This is a genomic window from Arenibacter sp. P308M17 (assembly GCF_003426735.1).
Classification (GTDB): Bacteria; Bacteroidota; Bacteroidia; order Flavobacteriales; family Flavobacteriaceae; genus Arenibacter.
This window is the reverse complement of the sequence record NZ_QVON01000003.1, coordinates 344,537-363,416: the sequence shown is the minus strand read 5'-3', so window position 1 is coordinate 363,416 and position 18,880 is coordinate 344,537. Positions and strand designations below refer to the sequence as shown.

16 protein-coding genes are annotated in these 18,880 nt (G+C 41.1%); 6 read left to right on the top strand and 10 right to left on the bottom strand.

From position 1 onward, the window contains the following. Positions 1–34: 34 nt before the first annotated feature. A complete protein-coding gene (locus D0S24_RS09445; RefSeq protein WP_117019628.1) occupies positions 35–505 on the bottom strand; it encodes an Lrp/AsnC ligand binding domain-containing protein in 471 nt (156 codons plus the stop codon). 48 nt (positions 506–553) lie between these two features. Beyond that, positions 554–1,927, bottom strand: a complete 1,374-nt coding sequence (locus D0S24_RS09440; protein ID WP_117019627.1) for a saccharopine dehydrogenase family protein — start codon at positions 1,925–1,927, stop codon at positions 554–556. Positions 1,928–2,004: 77 nt separating this feature from the next. On the opposite strand from D0S24_RS09440, the gene D0S24_RS09435 reads away from it, so the two are divergent. Both D0S24_RS09435 and pckA read left to right on the top strand, forming a co-directional pair. Further along, positions 2,005–2,403 (top strand): DUF423 domain-containing protein, encoded by a 399-nt coding sequence (locus D0S24_RS09435; RefSeq protein ID WP_117019626.1) that lies wholly within the window; start codon positions 2,005–2,007, stop codon positions 2,401–2,403. A 44-nt stretch (positions 2,404–2,447) separates the two neighbouring features. Continuing rightward, a complete protein-coding gene (pckA, locus tag D0S24_RS09430; RefSeq protein ID WP_117019625.1) occupies positions 2,448–4,064 on the top strand; it encodes a phosphoenolpyruvate carboxykinase (ATP) in 1,617 nt (538 codons plus the stop codon). A 69-nt stretch (positions 4,065–4,133) separates the two neighbouring features. Here pckA and D0S24_RS09425 read toward each other — a convergent pair whose 3' ends face one another. After that, entirely contained in the window at positions 4,134–4,880 is a 747-nt protein-coding gene (locus D0S24_RS09425; RefSeq protein ID WP_117019624.1) for a uroporphyrinogen-III synthase, read from the bottom strand. Next, entirely contained in the window at positions 4,877–5,542 is a 666-nt protein-coding gene (locus tag D0S24_RS09420) for a DUF4271 domain-containing protein (protein WP_117019623.1), read from the bottom strand. Before D0S24_RS09420 ends, D0S24_RS09425 begins: the two co-directional genes overlap by 4 nt. Before the next feature lie 326 nt (positions 5,543–5,868). Here D0S24_RS09420 and D0S24_RS09415 point away from each other — a divergent pair, with 326 nt between their 5' ends. From D0S24_RS09415 to D0S24_RS09405, 3 genes are read left to right on the top strand one after another with little or no spacing between them, the layout of a single operon-like run. Next, entirely contained in the window at positions 5,869–6,597 is a 729-nt protein-coding gene (locus tag D0S24_RS09415) for a polyprenol monophosphomannose synthase (protein ID WP_117019622.1), read from the top strand. A 1-nt stretch (position 6,598) separates the two neighbouring features. After that, positions 6,599–7,939: a dihydroorotase gene (locus D0S24_RS09410; RefSeq protein ID WP_117019621.1), complete on the top strand. Its 1,341-nt coding sequence runs from the start codon at positions 6,599–6,601 to the stop codon at positions 7,937–7,939. Then, a complete protein-coding gene (locus D0S24_RS09405) occupies positions 7,939–8,367 on the top strand; it encodes a DUF4296 domain-containing protein (RefSeq protein WP_117019620.1) in 429 nt (142 codons plus the stop codon). Before D0S24_RS09410 ends, D0S24_RS09405 begins: the two co-directional genes overlap by 1 nt. On the opposite strand, the gene D0S24_RS09400 is transcribed toward D0S24_RS09405, so the two are convergent. Further along, positions 8,348–9,355: an NAD-dependent epimerase/dehydratase family protein gene (locus tag D0S24_RS09400; RefSeq protein ID WP_117019619.1), complete on the bottom strand. Its 1,008-nt coding sequence runs from the start codon at positions 9,353–9,355 to the stop codon at positions 8,348–8,350. The genes D0S24_RS09405 and D0S24_RS09400 overlap by 20 nt on opposite strands. Positions 9,356–9,460: 105 nt before the next feature. Between D0S24_RS09400 and tyrS the strand changes: the two genes are divergently transcribed. Beyond that, complete coding sequence (gene tyrS, locus D0S24_RS09395; RefSeq protein ID WP_117019618.1) at positions 9,461–10,756, top strand: tyrosine--tRNA ligase; 1,296 nt, start codon at positions 9,461–9,463, stop codon at positions 10,754–10,756. Positions 10,757–11,233: 477 nt separating this feature from the next. On the opposite strand, the gene D0S24_RS09390 is transcribed toward tyrS, so the two are convergent. From D0S24_RS09390 to D0S24_RS09370, 5 genes are all read right to left on the bottom strand, one after another. Further along, positions 11,234–12,211, bottom strand: coding sequence for an acyl transferase (locus D0S24_RS09390; protein ID WP_117019617.1), 978 nt, complete (start codon positions 12,209–12,211; stop codon positions 11,234–11,236). Positions 12,212–13,038: 827 nt separating this feature from the next. Then, positions 13,039–13,362, bottom strand: a complete 324-nt coding sequence (locus D0S24_RS09385) for a T9SS type A sorting domain-containing protein (RefSeq protein WP_117019616.1) — start codon at positions 13,360–13,362, stop codon at positions 13,039–13,041. A 183-nt stretch (positions 13,363–13,545) separates the two neighbouring features. Beyond that, positions 13,546–13,863, bottom strand: a complete 318-nt coding sequence (locus D0S24_RS09380) for a T9SS type A sorting domain-containing protein (RefSeq protein WP_117019615.1) — start codon at positions 13,861–13,863, stop codon at positions 13,546–13,548. A 406-nt stretch (positions 13,864–14,269) separates the two neighbouring features. Continuing rightward, complete coding sequence (locus D0S24_RS09375) at positions 14,270–17,098, bottom strand: TonB-dependent receptor (protein ID WP_117019614.1); 2,829 nt, start codon at positions 17,096–17,098, stop codon at positions 14,270–14,272. A gap of 235 nt (positions 17,099–17,333) precedes the next feature. Then, entirely contained in the window at positions 17,334–18,752 is a 1,419-nt protein-coding gene (locus D0S24_RS09370; RefSeq protein ID WP_117019874.1) for a hypothetical protein, read from the bottom strand. Positions 18,753–18,880: the final 128 nt, after the last annotated feature.

Below are 18,880 nucleotides of genomic sequence, written 5' to 3'. Positions count from 1 at the left end.
CAAAAATAGCACTTATTTAGATTCAATCCAAATATTAAATTGTAATTTGTCGGTCTATTTGCTGCTCCAAGGAAATAAAGGTCTCTGTTCTGGAAACCCCTTCTATCTGCTGTATATCCCTGTTGAGTACATGCATCAGATGTTCGTTGTCCCGGCAGAGCACTTTTATGAGAATGGACCAGTTTCCTGTGGTATAATGGCATTCCAGGACCTCGGGAATTTTTTGCAGCTCTTTAACGGCCAACGGATTGCTCATGGCCTTGTCCAGGTATATCCCGATATAGGCCATGGTAGTGTACCCCAAAACCTTAGGGTTGATAATGAATTTTGAGCCTGCAATTAAACCTGAAGCTTCCAATTTTCGCAGCCTCTGATGAATGGCAGCGCCGGAAATCCCGATTTTTCTGGCAATTTCCAGAACTGGCTTTCTGGCATCGGCCATTAAAAATCGTAGTATCTTCTTATCGATACCGTCAATTTTTATGTTTTCGCTATTGGATTTCATCGGTTATACTTCAATTTCCATATAAAGATACCAAAATGGTTTTATATCTTAGCTAGCAACAGAGTCGGGATTGTACCCAAGGTAGGGTACCTGGTATTCCTTAAAGTGGATGCCATGGCTTTTAAGTTGCTTCAAAATAGGTTCGTAGACCTCACGTTTAATAGGTAATTGTACTCCTGGAGTGGTAATTTTTTTGTTTAATATCAATAAGGTGGCCATGGCAACCGGCAACCCAACGGTTTTGGCCATGGCGGTATAGGTACGGTCCTTGCCAATGACCACTGTATTGGCATCCAACTGTTCCCTTTTTCCGTTAAGTTCGTACCCAAATTTGTGGTACATCACTATCATATCCTTGTCCGTACTGGCCAGGGTCCAACTGTCCTCCAGTATTCTTTGCAAAATTTGGGCTGGAGTGGCGTTTTTCAATGCTATTTTCCTATTGGAATCAAATAAGTGCAATTCCATTAATTTTTCCCACATAATATCATCCTGGTCTATTTTAAGATAATGTCGCAATTTCAGTTCTACCGTGTTGGTGGGCGAATATGGGAGAAATAGGTTAACATATTCGCGATAAGACATTCCTTCAGAATTCCCAATGGTATAGCTGTCATCGGTCATTCCCAATTGTACGAACATATTCCATGCCTTAGAGAAGCCTACCCTACGCATAGTGCCCCTATATAAGGTAAGTACTTTTTCCAGGCCATAGGCTTCCCTATATTTAAGGGAGTCCCTGTTGGCGTATACTTCAAATTTCCCGTAACCTTCTATATCCAGAAATTCGGTTCTTCTAAATAGCTTGTGGTAGGGAATATATTTGTAAGTGCCTTCCTGAATAAATTTAGCGACCCCGCCCTGCCCGGCCACCACCACATTTCTGGGGTTCCATGTAAATTTATAGTTCCACAGGTTGTTGTCGCTTTCAGGGGCCACCAACCCACCGGTGAAGGATTCGAAGAGAATAATTTTTCCGCCTTTTTCCCTTATGTTGTCTATAACCTGCATGGCACTCATGTGGTCTATACCCGGGTCCAAACCAATTTCGTTCATAAAGACCAAGCCTTTTTCTTTGGCCTGTTGGTCCAAGGCCTTTATTTCATCGCTTATATAGGAGGCGGTGACCAAATGTTTTGAAAAGCGGATACAGTCTTCTGCGACCTGGATATGAAATTTGGCAGGGAGCATTGAAATGACAATGTCCGAATTTTTTATGGCCCTACTTCTTTCCCGGTCATTTAAAATGTCCAATTTTAAAATAGTACAGGAATTATGTAATTTTATTTTATCGGAAAGGATCTCAGGATTTAGGTCGCAGATAGTAATATGTAAATTCTCCGCATCCGCTTTTTGTAATAAATAATCAAATAAGTAGGTAGTGGATTTTCCGGTACCCGCAACAAGTATTTTTCTGCGCATTGGTTTTTTCCTTTTCTATTTCACGGATACTAAGGTATCAAATTGTTATATTTGTAAAAAATAAGCATTAATAAGTTATGAACAAAACAATTTTTGGCACGGGTATATTTTTCGGTATAACCGCAATTCTTTTGGGGGCCTTTGGGGCACATGGTTTGGAAAAAATGATTGATGCCAAGGCAATCGTTACCTTTGAAACGGGAGTGAAATATCAAATGTACCACGCTTTGTTCCTGATGATTTTAGGGGGTTGTAACCTCTTGGGAAACGCAAACAAAAAGATAGTGTATTATTTTATCGTAGCCGGTGTGGTATGCTTCTCTTTTTCAATTTACCTCTTGGCCACCAATGAACTTTCCGGCTTTGATTTTAAGAAACTGGCACTTTTAACTCCCCTAGGAGGAATTCTCCTTGTTATTGGTTGGATACTTTTGGGCATTAAGGTGCTTCGTAGGGAACCATCGAATCCAAATTAACAAACCCAGGGAACACATATATTCTTTAATAAAACTCAACTATTATGAATTCATCAACACTGTCAACGAAATCGATTGCGTTGGAAAATTATGGTATAACCGCTAAAACAATCCATTACCAATTGTCACCATCCAAACTACATGAAATTACAGTAGAAAAGGGTATGGGACTCACCTCTTCCACCGGAGCTTTGGCCATAAATACAGGCGAATTTACAGGGAGGTCGCCCCTGGACAGGTTTATTGTTAAGGATGATATTACGGCCGATAAAATTTGGTGGGGCAATGTGAATATACCTTTTGACAGCGAAAGGTTTGATGCCCTGTACAACAAGGTCATTACATATCTCAACGAAAAGGAGCTTTATGTAAGGGATTGTTATGCATGTGCGGACGAGGATTATAGGATGAACATTAGGGTCATTAATGAATATCCTTGGTCCAATATGTTTGCCTATAATATGTTTTTAAGGCCTACAGAAGAGCAGTTGGCTGGTTTTGACCCGGAATGGACGGTGATCAATGCCCCTGGATTTATGGTAAAGGCAGCGGAGGATGGGACTAGGCAGCATAATTTTGCCATCTTAAATTTTACCCGAAAAATTGCCTTGATAGGAGGTACCGGTTATACTGGAGAAATTAAAAAGGGGATATTCTCTGCGCTTAATTTTATTCTTCCGGTATTTAAGAATTGCCTTCCCATGCATTGTTCGGCAAATGTGGGCAAGGATGGGGATACTGCCATCTTTTTTGGACTGTCAGGAACGGGAAAGACTACCTTATCGGCAGATCCCCTTAGAAAATTGATAGGGGATGATGAACATGGTTGGACCAAAGAGAATACGGTGTTTAATTTTGAAGGGGGCTGTTATGCCAAGGTCATTAATCTTTCGGAAGAAAACGAACCTGAAATTTATGGAGCTATCAGGAAAGGGGCGCTTTTGGAGAATGTGGTCCTGGACGCCAATGGGGTGGTAGACTTTGAAAATACCTCTATTACCCAAAATACCAGGGTAAGTTATCCCATTTATAATATAGATAATATACAGATGCCCTCTATAGGCAAGGATCCAAAAAATATTTTCTTTTTAACTGCCGATGCCTTTGGGGTATTGCCCCCAATATCCAAGCTTACCCCTAGTCAGGCCGCTTATCATTTTATTTCGGGATATACTGCCAAGGTGGCCGGCACCGAGGCGGGGGTGGTGGAACCGGTACCCAGTTTTTCGGCCTGTTTTGGGGCGCCGTTTATGCCGTTACATCCAACCAAGTATGCAGAAATGCTCAGTAAAAAAATGTTGGACGCGGGAGTAAACGTATGGTTGGTAAATACGGGTTGGACCGGTGGCCCTTACGGAGTGGGTACCAGAATGAAATTGAAATATACCAGGGCCATGATCCATGCAGCATTAAGTGGTGAACTGGGACTCTACAGTTATGATAAATACCATATCCACTCCGTTTTTGGAGTGGCACAGCCCAGGGAATGTCCTGGAGTCCCTACAAGTGTGCTAAGTCCACGGGCCACCTGGAACAATGATGATGCCTATTACAAAACGGCCTTTAAATTGACCAATGCCTTTCGCGAGAACTTTAAGAAATTTGAAGTCTATGCCAATGAGGAAATAAGACGTGGAGGACCGCAACGCTATGCGTTCTAACATAAAAATCCCGGGCATGCCCGGGATTTTTATAAGGAGGTAATCGCCTAATTAATACTTAGGCAATAATTATTTTTTGTTTACACTGGTAATGTATCGCTGCAGTGCCATGGTCATGGAAGGCGTTTCCGGGGTGGGGGCCTGAATGTCTATTCGCAACCCTGCCTCCGTAGCCGCTTTTACCGTTGAATTTCCAAAAACCGCTATTCTGGTCTCGTTCTGTTTAAAATCGGGGAAATTCTTTAACAAGGATTCTATCCCAGAAGGGCTAAAGAACACCAATACATCATAGTACACATCCCTTAGGTCCGAAAGATCGCTAATGACCGTTTTGTAAAAAATGCCCCTGGTCCAATCTATTCCCAGACTATTAAGCGTTTCGGGAACTATCGGTTTAAGTACGTCAGAGGAGGGCAATAAAAATTTTTCGTCCTTGTATTTTTTGAACAAAGTACTTAGATCGGGGAAATTCATTTTCCCGACATATATTTTACGCTTTCGGTATACAACATACTTTTGCAAATAGTAGGCCACTGCCTCTGATTGGCAAAAATATTTCATCGTATCGGGAACCTTAAACCTCATTTCCTCTGCGATCCTGAAGAAATGATCTACGGCATTCCTACTGGTAAGGATAATGGCGGTAAAATTTTTAAGGTCAATTTTTTGTTGTCGGACCATTTTCGCATCAACACCTTCCACGTGGATAAAAGGTCTAAAATCAACCTTTATTTTCTCCTTATCGATCAACTTGGAATAAGGGGAGTTTTCCATCTTGGGTTCTGGCTGTGAAACCAAAATCGTTTTTACTTTCATAGGTTTCGATCTATTAGATAGTTCCCAACTATAATAATTGGTGCTATTTCAAGAGCGCAAAGGTACAAAATAAAATACACAAAATTGTTGGCTATGAAATTTTGATGATTTCGTAATGTTGTTGTCCAACCAATGGCATTTATGAGGAATACCATTAAAAGACCTATAATAACTACTGTTTTGGATCCCTTGACAACATAATTCAATAGAAGATTGGCAAAGAGCATCACAAGGCCACTATAGTTCAGGTAGGAGAGTTTTTTGAAAATTATTTCCGAAATGATCTTCTTGCTATTAAATATAAAACCGTTGCCCAATTGCAAGAGTATTTTAAATGTAAAAAATAAAAGAAGCGATACTAAGATACTACCGTAGGTCAGAAGCTGTTGTCCGTCCGGAACTTTGAAAAAAATGGTATGTGCAAAATACAGGAAAAGGGAAAAATTGAGTAATTGGAAAATGCTGAAAAAAATATTGAACCAATTGAATGGTTTGTCCTTCTTTTGGTAAAGGAAGATATATTTGTTATTGAAAGGTAAGATGATATAGTTCAGGAAACGGCCATAAAAAGCAGTTTTGGCCAGTACCATAAAAAAGATACTGGAAAATAGGATAATGGTTATCCAATCTGCAGTATACTCATTTCTTAATATGGCGTCCATTTATACGGTACAGTTTTTAATATAAAAATTACCCAATGCCTACCTTCTTATACTTGGGCGATGTTATTGCTAACAACGTACATTTCATCCACTTTAGTGTTAAAGTAATGCCATTGGGCCCTTATAATTTAAGTATGGGGACCAAATATTTTTTAGGTCGAGAAAAAATCATCCCAAACCTAAGCTTTTTTGGGACCAAATCCATGTAAAAAGATAAGAAATCAAATATGCGCCAAAATATGGAATCATTAAAAAAATCATAAATCTTCCCCCATATTTCACTACAGTTTTTAAAATACTATTTTTGTTAAAATTACGATACCTAGATGGCGGATAGCTTGGTCATTATTCCTACCTTCAATGAAATTGAAAACATTGAGCCCATTATTCATTCCGTCTTTGCTTTGGAGGGGAATTTTCATATCCTAGTTGTAGATGACAATTCCCCGGACGGTACAGCGGAGGCGGTAACAATTTTGCAGGAACACTATTCCGATCGTTTGTTCCTAGAGATAAGACACGGTAAGTCTGGATTGGGAACAGCCTATATCCATGGATTTAAATGGGCCATTGAAAGAAAGTATGAATATATTTTTGAGATGGATGCGGATTTCTCACACGCCCCTTCAGACCTTATAAGATTGCGCCAAGCCTGTATTGATGGGGCGGATGTGGCCGTGGGATCGCGTTACAAAAAGGGAATTAATGTGGTAAATTGGCCCTTACATAGGATATTGTTGTCCTATGGGGCCTCATTTTATGTAAAGTTGATAACCGGGATGAAGGTGCACGATCCTACGGCCGGATTTGTTTGTTATAGGAGAGAGGTCTTGGAAACCATCAATTTGGATTCCATTAAATTTATAGGTTATGCCTTTCAAATCGAGATGAAGTTCAGGGCCCATCTTCAAAATTATAAAATTGAGGAGGTTCCAATTATTTTTACGGATAGAATAAGGGGAAAATCAAAAATGAGCGCTTCCATTATCAATGAGGCCGTGTTCGGGGTAGTGCAGATGAAGTTGCGCAGTTTGTTTCACAAAAAGAAATTTTAAGATGGGAAGATTACTTTTAAAGAACGCTAAAATTGTCAATGACAATAAAATATTCCCTGCCGATATACTGCTGGAAGACGATATTATTCTTAAGATTGAAACTGTAATTTCATCCGATAGCGCTACCAAGGTCATGGATTTGGAAGGTAAGTATGTAATACCGGGGGCCATAGACGATCAAGTGCATTTTAGGGAACCTGGTCTGACCCATAAGGGGACCATTGCTACGGAAAGTAGGGCGGCGGTTGCCGGCGGAATAACCTCCTTTATGGAACAGCCCAATACCAATCCACAGACAACCACTATCGAGGCCTTGGAACAAAAGTTTGAAATGGCCAAAAACACTGCCTTTGCCAATTACTCCTTTTTGTTCGGAGGTACCAATGATAATTTGGAAGAGATAAAAAAATTGGATAAGAATGCCTGTTCTGGGATCAAACTCTTTTTAGGGTCCTCTACGGGCAATATGTTGGTAGACAATGAAGCGGTGATAGAAAAAATATTTAGGAATACGGAGATGGTCATTTCCGCACATTGCGAGGACGAGTCTACCATCAAGGCAAATTTGGCCATTTATATGGCGCAGTATGGAGACGATATTCCTGTAAAATACCATCCTTTGATACGGAGTGCCGAAGCCTGTTACCTTTCTTCCTCCAGGGCCATAGCCCTAGCCAAAAAGACCGGGGCAAGATTTCATGTCTTTCACCTGTCTACAGGAAAGGAAACCGAACTTTTTAGGAACGATATTCCCTTGGAGGATAAAAAAATTACAGCGGAGGTCTGTATTCACCACCTTTGGTTTTCAGAAGCGGATTACGATACCAAAGGTAGCTTGATTAAATGGAATCCTGCCGTTAAAACGGCATCGGATAGGGATCAACTTTGGAAGGCCTTATTGGACGACCGAATAGATGTTGTTGCCACGGACCATGCCCCGCATACCTTAGATGAGAAGAACAATGTTTACACTTCCGCTCCCTCTGGAGGCCCTTTGGTGCAACATGCCCTGCCGGCAATGTTGGAAAGGTACAATAGCGGACAGATAAGCCTGGAAAAAATTGTGGAGAAAATGTGCCATAATCCGGCCAAATTATTCCAAATAAAAAAACGTGGTTATATTCGGGAAGGTTTTTATGCCGATTTGGTGGTGCTGGATATTAACAATCCCTGGAAAGTGACCAAGGAAAATATCGCTTATAAATGTGGATGGTCTCCCTTTGAAGGAAACACGTTCAAATCCAGGATAAGCCATACCTTTGTAAACGGCCATTTGGCCTATTGGGACGGTAATTTCTCCAAGGAACGAAAAGCCATGAGGTTAACTTTTAATAGAAGCTAATGCAAAAATATATTGTTGCCATTTTCCTAGGGCTGTTTTTTTCTTGTAATGAAAAGGTGGTGGAAAAACCGGAAAATCTTATTCCGGAAGCCAAGATGGCCAGCATTTTATACGACATTTCATTAATAAATGCCGGTAAAATTATTAATGAAGGCGTTTTAAACGAATATGACATAAAACCTATGGGGTATATTTATGACAAGTATGGAATAGATAGCCTTCAATTTGTAAAAAGTGATACCTATTATGCCTCTATTCCCACGGTATATGAGTCCATCTATACCAAGGTCAAGGATAGATTGGAGAAGCGGGAAAAATTTTTTGAAGAAGAAAGGCAGCAGAAGCAGGATTCTATAAATAAGACCAAAGAAAAGTTGAACCCGAACCTTAATAAAAAACCGGAGAACACTAAGGATTCCCTTCCATAAACTTTTTGCAGGACAGTTCTATGGCGCCATCCAGGGCTTCAAAGGAATAGCCTAGTTCTTTTTGGACTTTGTTAGCCGTGAACAATTGGTTTTTTTTTAGGGATTGGATCGAGTTTTTGGTCAGTTTTCTTCCGCTGTTCCAAAAAATGTTTCTAAGCCAATCCAACCGCCTAAACACCTCCAATTGCCAAAATTTAAGGGCTTTGCTTGGACCTGGTTTGCCGAAGGCCTCCGTAATCATGTTTAGAATTTCTTTGTAGGTCATATTTTTGGCCACAAGGATATATCTTTCATTGGTTATGGAAGACTGCATTAATTGGGTCATTATTTTCACTACATCAGAGACGGTAACGAAACCTGTTCCTCCCGGCGGATAATATTTACTGGCCTTATATGCGGTTTTAAATAGAATCCCGGTTCCGGTTTCCCAGAATCCAGGCCCAAGAATAACCCCCGGATTTACAATGACCACAGGAACGTTTTCTTGCGCGCCCCTCCAAACTTCCAGTTCGGCATCCATCTTGGACATGGCGTATACGTTGCTTGGTTGAGCGTTCCAATCCGTTTCTTCGGTAGCCATTTGGTTGCCTATCGTTCTCCCTATGGTACCAATGGAACTGGAGTAGCACAATTTTTTAACACCGTTGGCAATGCAAAGATTGACAATATTTTTGGTGCCTTCATAGTTTACCGCACGCAATAGGTCGTAATCATTGGGGTTAAAAGAAATTAAGGCCGCGCAGTGGTACACATGGGTCACATTTTCAAAAGCAATTTCCAAGGCCGGGAGGTCGTTGAGATCGGCCTTTACCCAAATAATTTTTTGAAAAAGCGTATGGGATTGGTCGGTATAGTACCCAAATACCTTTTCCACCTCTTTTAGGTTGCTCTTTTCCCTATGTATGGCTTTTACCGTGGTACCCGATTGCAATAAATGCAAGAGAAGGTGCGCTCCCAGCAATCCAGTTCCTCCTGTGACTAAAATCATGGGGTAAATTTACTCAATTGTCTCCAATTTATTCCGTTTTTGAAAGGAGTTAAACCACCTATTATTTTATATTTGCGACTATTATTGAATTAGAAGAATTACGGCATGACTACGAACTTTGTAGAGGAACTGACTTGGAGAGGAATGTTGCACGATGCAATGCCCGGTACGGAAGAACATTTGTTGAGCGGAATGCAATCTGCCTATGTGGGAATAGACCCAACGGCAGACTCCCTGCACATAGGACATTTGGTAGGGGTGATGATGCTGCGCCATTTTCAGTTGGCAGGCCATAAACCTTTAGCGTTGATCGGTGGGGCCACAGGGATGATCGGCGACCCTTCGGGTAAATCTACCGAACGAAATTTGCTGGATGAGGCCACATTGGCCCATAACCAGGCCGCCATAAAGGCACAACTTTCCCGTTTTTTGGATTTTAATAGCGGAAAGGACAATAGTGCGGTACTGGTGAACAACTATGATTGGATGAAGGATTTTTCCTTTTTGGCATTTATACGGGATGTAGGAAAGCATATTACCGTAAATTATATGATGGCCAAGGATTCTGTAAAAAAGCGTTTGTCCGCCGAAGCCAAGGAAGGTATGTCCTTTACGGAATTTACCTATCAACTGGTGCAGGGATATGATTTTTTGCACCTGTACAAGGAATACCATTGTACCCTGCAAATGGGCGGTAGCGATCAGTGGGGAAATATTACCACTGGTACGGAACTTATTCGCAGAATTGGCGGGGGCAAAGGGTTTGCCCTTACCTGTCCTTTGATTACCAAGGCGGATGGCACCAAATTCGGGAAGTCCGAAGGCGGTAATATCTGGTTGGATCCGGAAAGGACATCTCCTTATAAGTTTTATCAGTATTGGTTGAACACCTCGGATGGGGATGCCGAAAAATATATTAAAATCTTCACCTTTTTACCGAAGGAAGAAATAGAAAATTTGATACAGGCACATAAGGAATCCCCGCATTTAAGGGTGCTTCAAAAGCGTTTGGCCGATGAGGTCACGGTAATGGTACATTCGCAGGAAGATTTGGACAATGCGGTGAGGGCAAGTGATATCCTCTTTGGAAAATCCACTTCGAGCGACTTAAAAAAGCTCGATGAAAAGACATTTTTGGAAATGTTTGAAGGCGTTCCCCAGGCAGAGGTATCCAAGGAAGACATTGATAACGGCTTGGATATGATCGGGGCCCTGGCGGCAAAAACCGGTTTTTTAGCTTCCAACGGGGAGGCTAGACGGGAATTGAAGCAAAATTCCATTTCGGTAAATAAGGAAAAGGTCAAGGAAGATTATATCATTACCACCGAAGACCTTATCAACAATAAGTTTGTTTTGTTGCAGCGCGGGAAGAAGAATTATTTTGTGCTGGTGATTAAATAAACACTTAGTACATGACAAAAATTGTCTTAACAAAGTTTCTTGGAAAATCCGTTTTACCCCAAGCCCTAAAGCCTGCCTGTCCGGTAGGCAGGGGAGCCTGATTTTCCTCAATTTCTCCCTTTAGGGTCGGGGTTAAAAATTGGGGAAAATCTTACGGAATTGAATTTTGTCATGTACTCAGAATTAAACACTATAATTTTCCCCGTTGTCCCCAATTAAAATAGGAGATACCCTTTGGACTAGTGTTAAGTTAACCGTTAAATGACTTCTCGACTGCCCGCCCGAACGGGCCGTTCGGTACGGGCGGGCGCTCGAAGTGACGATAGTTTGTCTGGTCGAGCGGAGTCGAGACCTGAATTTAATAACATAACATCCTTAAACATAACACTAGTCTAATAATACACTAATCATCAAGTATTGATGAATGAATTAAAAGTCATATAACCTTCCCTTCCTGTAGCTACCCGGATAATGGGCCTATAACACCATTAAATTACAGCCCCTGATATCGGAATGGTCAAACCTGCCCAGTATCTCAAAACTTCCGTCAGGATGCACCTTTCCCAAATCTTGGGTGGCTATAAAGCTGCAGGAGTACCTGTTGGCCAGGTCAATGATATTTACCCCTCCCGTTTTACCCATGTTCTGCAAGGTAAAAGGGTCTTCGGTTTCACGTGTCAGGACTTTCATCCATTTAGGGGCAAAGAAACGTCCGTTGCCCTGGGAATAGGCTTGCGACAAAAGCTCTGTCATCCCATATTCTGAATGGATGGCCTGTACTCCAAATCCTTTTTTTAGCCGTTGGTGCAATTCCTCCCGGATCAATTCCTTTTTTCGTCCCTTCATACCACCGGTTTCCATAACTATGGTATTTTTTAGCTCCAACCGGTATTTTTCCGCCATGTCCAATAGGGCAAAGGAAACACCCAGTAACAATATTTTGGTATTGTGGCCATCCAATGCTATCAAGGTCTTTTTTAAATGGCCAATATCATCCAAATAAAATCCACTTTCGGGGTGCTTACTTTTTTTGATAAGGTCGTTGGCCATATGGATTAAGGAAGAACCTTCCCTTTCCAGATAGGAGGGCAGTAATGCCAGGACGCAATAGTCCTCTATATCCCCATAAAATTGCCTGAATGCAGTAAGGTAACTATTTTCATACAGGGCAACACTTTTTACGGAATGCCTGCTTACCTCACTTCCAGTAGTGCCACTGCTGGTAAAGGTAATCTGGGGCGTAAATGAACCGCAAATTACTTTTTTGGATTTAAAAAATTCTATGGGCAGAAAGGGAATTTCTTCAATGGTTTTAACCGAGGATACATTTTTTCCTATGTGGCCGCAAAATTCCCTATACACCACGTTTTCATGAAATTGGGCCTGAAACGTTTTCAATGCCATGGCATTGAACCCTTCGTCCGTTGTTATTGTAAAAATAGTATCGAGAGGCATATTGTAGATCACTACTGCAAAAGTAATGAACTCATCTTGACTTTTTTGATTGAAGTGAAAATTAGCTATATTGAGTCTGATTGAAGGCTTTTTTAAGTTGCATAGCAGGGCTACGGAAGGAGAAAAAGACAGGACGAAGCGTATAAAAATAACCCGGTGGGTTATTTTAGTGAACGGGCCGGCTGGCGCAAGGGTGACAAAAGAGCGATTTTTTAGCCAATTGGAAAAGCCAAGATGGGTTCAATGATAACAACAGAGTGGAGCTCCTATTTTATGGTTTTATTGATATAGGGCTAAACTTGGATCAATCTCAAAAGTTGTGTATGAATAGGAATAAGATAGAATTTTCTATCCCAAATTCGTGTTCTGTTCATTTTTTGCATCGCCCAAATGCAGCGCATTCATGAATACCAATAAAAACAAATTTCTTGTCCGGGGATAAGCCATAGATACTCCATAGATACTCCATAGATAGTCCATAGTTAGGCCGTAAATGAAAATAGGGAAAAACAGGCTGGATCCAACCCTTTTTTGACGCGCTAAAATAGCTCCTTTTCAAGCCACTTTTTACCTTTCATGGACGGCAAAATACGCTCCGGGATCCCTTGCGGAAAATGAAGCTAAAAAGCAGTGTCTTTATGAAGCTATTTTTTCCATTAGAATATTGGCATAAACACAGCAATTGTTACTGATCCCTCAACTTCCCAATCAATGGAGGAAAAGTATGAAGTCCACTTAACCGTATTCCGAGTATTGCCTTTTAAGAAGAAATGAATGTGTAATGGTGTATGGGGGGGTCGGAAAATAAAATAAGCTGCCAAGAGCGGTTATTTCACGACCAACTTTCTGGTCATCGTTACCCGGTTTTCGGTAATTTGTAGCACGTAAACCCCCGGGGCCAATTTGGATATGTTTAAAAGCGTATTGGTTATCCGGTCCTGTAGCACTATGGTTCCGAAAACATCATAGATTACTACATCCTTTACCCCATTATGCTTTGTGGTAATATGGACCACCTCCTGATAGGCCGGATTGGGATATAATTTGAAAGTGTTGTTTTGGATATTTCCGTCTTCTGGCTCCTTAGCAAATTCCTGTGCAGAAATGGCCATAGAAAATACCATGAACAGTAGGGTGTAAAATATCTTCATAGGTTAGTATTGATTTGGGATCAATACAGTAAATATAGGAAAACAGCTAGGAAAATGGTATTAAATGTTGTATACGGGCGTTTTTTGTATGTGAAACCTTGTTTAATGTGTTGTTATTGCTTTAATAACGCTTGTAAATCAGGTGATTAGGGAATTCGCGCAGCTATTATAAGAGGGAAAACACTATTTAATGATCAGCTTTCTTGTAGCAATTTTGTTTTTCTCGTTTACCCTTAACACATAAACCCCGGCATCCAGATCACTGACATTTAGTTCGGAACCAATAATGGTGGTTTCCAGTACTTGGGATCCAAAAATATCAAAAACCAAAATTTGTTTCGGAGCATTTAGGGAAGTACTGATATACACCCTTCCGTTGGTAACAGGATTGGGATATATCTTAAACCCAGGAATATCCGCTCCGCTCCCATTAGTTTTGGGTTCCTGTCCAAAACCAAAAGAGAAAAAAAGTAAGGCTACTACTAAGTAGAGTTGCTTCATAGAAACTTAACAGCAAATAATATACCGTAAATGTAATAATTTTAGCTGCAGCAGCTGGGCGGTAGCTAAAATTATACTTAAAAATTCGATGAAATGCAAAAAAGAGGCTGGGTTCTTTGTTTTTTAACAAAGAACCCAGCCTCTTTTATATTGATTATAATGCTAAGTACATGACAAAAATTGTCTTAACTTCTCGGAAAATCCGTTATACCCCAAGCCCTAAAGGGGGCCTGATTTTCCTCGATTTTTCCCCTGCCCGACTACTGCGTTCAGGTGGATTTTAGGATCTGGGGTGAAAAATTAAGGAAAATTTTGAGGAGTTGATTTTGTCCTGTATCCTAATTCTTGTGGCGTAGCGGTTTTGCCTCTCGGATACCTCGTACGCTTTGCGTCAAGGTAGCTCAATTTAAAACTTTATGTTGTAGCCCAATGAGAACGATCTTCCGGGACTTCTTTTAGAAAAGGCCTTATTTTCTGCCTTATAGGATTCATATTCACTTTCTACATCATCATCCAAAAGATTGCTTATTTTAAAACTAACACTCTGATTTTGGTTTTCGCCAAAACTTTTTGAGAAGTTAAAGTTTAGATTGTGAAAGGGCATGGTATATACGTCAGGTACAAATCCGTTGCCCACTACCTGCAATGTTTTTCCCTGTACATTGTAGTTAAGGCCCATTTGGATACCGTTTTCGGCACCTTCATAGTTTAGCCCGGAATTGACAAGGTAAGGCGATTGCCCCTGTAATTCCCTATCCTTTCCCAATGTTTCGCCATCCCTAAGCCCCAACGTTCTAAGATTGCGTTCACTTTCACTATAAACCTGGGTAGATTTAATGATGGAGGTGTTTACATTTAAGCTGAAATTCTGAAGTGCGGCAGCAAGGAACCCTAGGTTTTTCCTTAGTTCAAATTCCAATCCGATTACGTCTGCATCCCCAAGGTTTTGTGGGGTGAAGTTATCCGACGAGGACTCAAAGTAGGTGAGCTCTATGGGGTCGGTGAATTTTTTATAAAAGCTGCTCAGTGCGATCATCTCTGCACTTTCACCAAACCATTCCACCCTAAAATCGAAATTGTTGATGTAAGTTGGATCCAAATCAATATTTCCGATAAAGGTGTTATTGGACAAAGGATCGAATATCTTGGCAATCGATGCTTCCTTAAAGGAAGGTCTGGCTGTAGTACGGGAATAGGACCCCCTAAGGTTTACCTCTTCGGTAAGTTCATAAATTAAATTGGCCGTAGGAAAAAGGTCAAACTTATCTATTATGGTTTCATTATCATAAATAACCTTTTCAGGGTCATTGATATCCTTATTGTCCTCACCTGTGTATTTGGATTCAAATTTTTCTGCCCTTAGGCCAAGGATGGTTCGTAATTTTTGTCCAAGTTTAAACTCATTCGATACATAGCCTGCTATATTTTGTTGTACTGCCTCATAGGTGTTGGCAGGTTCCGCGACCGAGATGTCGGGATCAATATAGGAACCAGAGTTGTTGTTAACGGTCCAAAGGTTTTCTTCCAAAAGAATATTGTCCGCAACACCATTGAACCTGGTGGTAGATCCATTGTTCTCAATCTCGAAGTTCAATATGCTAAAATCCCTGTTCTTGTACGAGCCATAGGCGCCAAATTTTAATTTGGCATCTTTTTTCAGAAAGTTGTATTTTTTGGTAAGATCCACTTTGGCAACGGCATTAATCTCTTCCAGGTCCCTCCAGATTCTTTTTGGCTGGTTATTCTGTGGGATGGAGTATACCCCATCCTCTACCCTAAAAGAGGTTGTTCTAATGTCCTTGTCCTGAATTTTGGAAAGGGTAGGGGAAAGTGCCCATTCGGTTGTCCATGAAGCATCTTCGCTGGAGTGTATTCCACTAAGCAAGGCGTTGGTGATGGAACGCTGGGTATATTCCAGGTTATCTTTCGAGAAATTGATAAAATCCGTGAAGTTCAGAGTCTGGCTAAAATAACCTGCCGTAGATTCTCCGTTCTGAATATGAAGTAGATTTAGTTTGTACTTGGATTTTTCGGTCTTGAACGAAGTACCCAAAAGACCGCTCACCAGTACGTTGTTTCTGCCTATATCACCAGTTTGTGTCCTATCCGTTTCCAATTCGAACACTGAAGTATCCGCATTTCTTCTGTAGAAATTGTTTTCTGCATCTTCGTAGAAAGTGGTGGTATTTTTATAGGAAAGGGAGGCCAAAAAGCCCAATCTGTTCTCGCCTTCGCCTACATTGTATTGATTGCCGGTGGTGAATCCAAAACTATAGTCCATTGCACTATTTGATTTCATTGAAGATAGTACGGGATTGAACTTTTTGGTAATGGCCGTCAATAGTGGATTGTATTCAAAGGTACTTGGAATGTCCTGATTTCGGTTAATGGGAACACTTCGGTTTCCATTGTCGAAACCTAGGAAATCTGTAGAACTTCCTTTATAGTCCAAATAGTTTTCATTGAAGTGCATATCTGGGTTATAGTTGCCTCCCAGGGAAATACTGTGCTCTTTTTTGGTGGGATAGTCCTTGGTAACGATATCAACGATACCACCCGTAAAGTCTGCGGGCAAATCTGCAGAAGCCGATTTAAGTACCAAGATGTTATCAATAATATTGGTGGGAAAAATGTCCAATTGAATCGTGTTTCTGTCCGGATCCAATCCGGGAATGTCCACTCCGTTCAAAATGGATTTGGTATAACGATCGCCCAAGCCTCTAACGTACACGTATTTACCTCCTTGAACCGATACCCCGGGCACCGATTTGATGGCACTGGCCACGTCACTGGATCCCGATTTTTTGAAGGCTTCGGCCGACAGACCGTCCAAAAGGTTTACCGCTTTTTTTTGGATGCCCAATACCGCGGTTTCGGTATTTTTTTTAACGCTTACGGATACCACCACTTCATCCAGTCCTTCGGCCAGGGTTTCCATAGTTACGTTTATGGTGGTAATCTCGTTGGCCTTAACGACCACATCGGTTATTTCTACGGTTTTATAACCGAGGAATGAAAAGCTTAGGGTGTGGATGCCCTCCTCCAGGGTCAGCTTATAGTTACCGTCAAAATCGGAAGTAGTGCCTATAGTGGTGCCTTTGACCAGAATGTTGGCAAAAGGTACCGGATCCTGAAAATCGGCATCGATCAAATTTCCTGTTACCTCGCCACTTTGTGAAAATATGAATTGAAAAAAAAGAAAAGTAATGATTGAGAGTCTAAGTGAATATTTCATCTATTTGAAAATTTTTATTAATCTGAAAATGAGGGTAATAAAAATTTTCTGCATAGATCAACCGCTGCGCTTTCGCATAAAAAAATTTAATTATTTCGGTTAATATGCAAAAAATTAATTTTGTATATGCTCATTTCATAAGTAAACAATAGTTAAACCGTAATAAACCAAATGCCCGCCACTGGATATGGGGCGAGCATGGTCTTTATTTTAATGGGGTGTATGAATCCTGTTATTAAAAACTTAAACCTGTTTTGGCAAAGGCATAGGTCCAAGAAAAAACGCTAATGTCTGCACCAACGGTTTGGTCACCAGCAGTAACTTGGGTAGTCCAATCAGCAGCTCTTTCCGTAAATGTTGGAGCCAAAATGATGGTCGTTTCCAAATCGTTATCGGCCTCATCCTTCAATACTTTCTCGGAGAAAATACTGTTGTTGAAACCTACCACTTGCCAAGCTTCGAAGGTCAACTCGCCATCCAAGAAATTCTGGGCCACATCGTTGGCATCCAATTCCACATCTTTACCGGCTTGGAATCCAATGGCATAGATATTCTTGGTAGTACCCATAGCATTACTTCTGTAATCTGCATATTCACCGTCTGCCGCTGTTGCGCTTCCAACAATAGTAGTGTTCTGAAGGGTGAAAGAACCTGTAATGGAACCTTCGGGACCATCTATTTCGAAGGCGTGGTCGGATGCCTCACCAGAAACTACCAAAGCATTGTCTATAGTTCCGGAATATGCCTGATCTATATCCAAGGCGTCATCTCCTTGGGCCCAAACCAATAGGTTGGATGCATCAACGGTTCCACCAAAGAACTCAACACCATCATCAACGTTTCCTACAACTTCTATATGGTTGATTTTTGTACCACGACCTACAGATCCCAGAGTTAAACCGTTGATTTCGTTTCCTTCCCCTATCAAGGCACCGCCATGACGTATGGAGATGTATTCCAATTCGCCGGAATTGTCATCGTCGTTCAAGGCATCACCTGGGCCGTAAAGTCCAAAAATATCATCGGCAGGAATACCTTCTATCTGTACCTCGGTAACATCATTTTTAAAAGAACCGGTAGCTCTTCCCAATACAATTAATCCGCCCCATTTTCCTCTAGCGGTTTCATCCAAATTGGTTCCGGCAGTTTGCCCAACACCAATGTTATCTTCCTCTGCAGTAAAGATAATTGGCTTTTCGGGAGTACCTACCGCCATAATCTTGGATCCTCTTTGCACAATTAGGGCAGAAGCCAAGGAGCCAGAACCTGCCTTACCTTTGATAATCGTACCTGGATCTATGGTCAAGGTTTTTCCTACCCCAACAACTACCTTTCCTGCCAAGACATATATATTGTCTGCTGTCCATCTGGTATCGGCAGTTAATTCCCCTGATACGGTAATGATTTCCGCACAGGAACCTCCTATGTCCACTCCGGTTTCGTCTCCGTTCTGGATGCCATCCTCACAGGTAGCCGTTGCTTCGGTACATGGTTGGCAGTTTGGTCCACCACAATCAATTTCTGTTTCGCCTTGGTTCTTAATGCCGTCATTACAGGTGGCAACTACCTCTGCAATTGGCGGTTCGTCGTCATCACTGCAAGAAGCAAAAGCCAAAGCACCTATGGCCAATGCGGATAATAATAGTTTTTTCATTTCAACTGAATTTTTTGGTTTCATTTTTGAGTTCACTGTTTTATTTAACATTGCAAATAAACCCCCCAACTGTAAAAGTCCTGTTACCCTCAGATTAATAGTTTGTTGGCTTAATGTTATCTAAATGT